This is a genomic window from Albidovulum sp. (assembly GCF_049646345.1).
Taxonomy (GTDB): Bacteria; Pseudomonadota; Alphaproteobacteria; order Rhodobacterales; family Rhodobacteraceae; genus Albidovulum.
On sequence record NZ_JBARVQ010000392.1, the window covers coordinates 1 to 2,504 of the forward strand.

Genomic DNA, 2,504 nt, shown 5'->3' on the forward strand with positions numbered 1-2,504 from the left:
GGCAACGACCGTTCGGGCCAGTTGTGATGGGGCGACTTTTGGTTGCGGTAGTCGTTGGTGCCAAGCGTCGTCCACCGGGCTGGTCAGCACGGACATGACGCGAATGCCAGCCATTTGCATTTCTCCGCGGAATCCGGACAAGAGCGACAGCCTTGCCGCCGCGCTGGCCGCCGTCCCCGAATACCCCGACTGTCCGCTCAGTCCTGACACAGGGACCACATCAAGGAATGCGGCGGTAGAGGTCACCCCGTCATCGGATCGAGCGCCAAGAGCAGGGCCAAAAGTCTGCGCCAGTCGCATCAGCCCGACGACGCCTGTGTCGAGTCCAGCCTGAAGATCGGACAGCTTGGCCCCGAATGCCACGCCACCTTCGCGGACTTGTCCCGCGGTATTGATCACAATATCGACCCGCCCGCCCAGTTGGGCCGCAAGGTTTTCAACGCTGTGTGTGTCCGTCACGTTCAGCGGCACCAGCTCTGCGCCATCAAGGGCTGTAAGCTGAAGCTTGCCTGCAAAACGCATCAGGGGATCGCCATCGCCAACAAATACTTTCGCGGCACCAGCATCGAGTAGTGCGCGCGCAATCGCCTGACCCGTGTCGGTTCGGCCGTCTGTCACCAGAACGCGGCGGTGTTTCGGATCAGCGGTAAGACTGCGGAATTGCGGGTCATCCTGCATGTTCGGATCATCCCCTATTGGCATAGCGAACAGGGCGGGGTTGCCGCCTCGGTCGAGTTTCAAAGTCATATTCACACGATCTCCAACCCCGACTGTGCCGTGAAGATGCACGATTGCCGTCGGCCCGGCGTCCAGGAGGACCGTACCGATCCGCCAGGGCATGTGATTGCGAAAGTAGTTGTCGGTTGAATGCCGAATGGTGGTTTCCGCCGCGACCTGTCCGCCCGCGTCTTGCTCTCGCCACGCCAGCTCTCCCCAACACTTCGGGCACCGATCGCGTGGTGGATAGGTGATTTGATTGCAGCTTTCGCAGGTTTGCAGAACAAATCTCCCCTGCGCCGCATGGGTGGCCATTTCCATGGCAGCACGGCTGCGCAGGCGCGGCGGAACATGGCCGAGCGTCGTTCGTTTGAGCGGGTCCTTGCGCTTGGGTCGTTGCAACGGTTCCGTCATCGTAGCGCCTCGCGTTGCAGAATGGCCGCGCCTGTGCAGGTGCCGCGATCATAGTTCACCAGTCCAAATCCCGACACCAGGGCGCGATGGGCATTGGGAATCTGTTCGCCAAGCGGGCATTGCAGGATCTGGCGCAACCCTTCTGTGACATTCTGGAATCCACCCGCAGCACCGGCCTGACCCGCAGAGAGCTGGCCACCATTTGTATTCAGTGGCTGCGAGCCGGATGTCGTAAACTCATTTGCCGCGACGAAATCATTCAAACCGGGCTTGCTGCAAAAACCCAGATCGGCAAGCTGCATGGCCACGATCACGGGGTAGTCGTCGTAAACCTGCACGCAGTGAATGTCCTGAGGGCCACATCCGGCCCGGTCCCACAATGCCTCTTGGTCACGTTCCCATCCGCCACGGTACTGAATTGTATCCTTGGCAAAAGCGTTGTGGCGCTCGATCGTTGACAGGATCCGCGCCGTGGACAGCCCCAGTTGCTCTGCCTTGTCAGGGGTCGTGACCAGGAACGCTTCAGCTCCGGCGCAGGGCATCACACAGTCAAACAAGTGGACCGGGTCCGATATTGGACGGGCATTCATGTACTGATCAAGTGACAGTGGCTTCTTCATTAAAGCCAGGGGATTGGAGAGTGCGTTGTCCCTTTGGGCCACACAGAGCTTACCAAAGGTTTCCCGTGTCGTGCCGAATTGCCGCATGAAATTGTCGGTGATCAGCGCAAAAGTCGCATTCGGGCCGCCAAAGCCGTAGGGATATGTCGCGTCCTGGGAAAAGCGTGAAAAACCCGCCAATGTCTGGCGATAGCTGTCGATCTGGTTGGTGTCGGCGGCCACACAGGCCACGACCTCGGCGTCGCCACATTGCACGGCGCGCGCAGCCCGGCGCAGCGCCATGACGCCACTGGCACCGCCGGTCGGGATGTGATCCATCCAGCGCGGACTCAGACCCAGATGCTGAACCATACCTACGACCGTATCCGGAGCAGAGGAAAAGCTGGCGAAGCAGAATCCGTCGATATCACCGGCATTCAGCCCGGTCTTTTGACCAAGCGCCCGCAACGCCGCACCCGCCCACCAGTGCGCGGATTCGGGTGAAAACCGCACATAAGGCACGGTGACCGGTGCGCAGACCGCGACGCCTTCATATCGGGCCTGCATCCCCATTATTGCTGCCGCTTCTTGAGGTGACGCATATCGATGAAACCTGATTGGGCAGCGGTATCTTCCAGCAGCGATTTAAGCTTGCCGCGCAGAATTTTCTGGGTGGCGGTGAGCGGTAGATCCTCGACAAAGGCGATCCAGCCCGGGACTTTGTAATAGGCCATTTGGCCCAAGGCCCAGGTCACGATCTCCACCGCCTTGTCC

2 protein-coding genes and 1 pseudogene are annotated in these 2,504 nt (G+C 60.2%); all 3 read right to left on the reverse strand.

The annotated features are described in order from the left end of the window. Positions 1 to 1,131: SDR family NAD(P)-dependent oxidoreductase (locus WBB85_RS09615; RefSeq protein WP_432638403.1), on the reverse strand; the 1,131-nt coding region annotated here is incomplete at its 3' end. Further along, a complete protein-coding gene (locus WBB85_RS09620) occupies positions 1,128 to 2,243 on the reverse strand; it encodes a thiolase family protein (RefSeq protein WP_432638404.1) in 1,116 nt (371 codons plus the stop codon). The genes WBB85_RS09620 and WBB85_RS09615, both read right to left, overlap by 4 nt. A gap of 59 nt (positions 2,244 to 2,302) precedes the next feature. After that, a pseudogene (locus tag WBB85_RS09625) lies at positions 2,303 to 2,504 on the reverse strand (ATP-dependent acyl-CoA ligase); the annotation flags it as partial.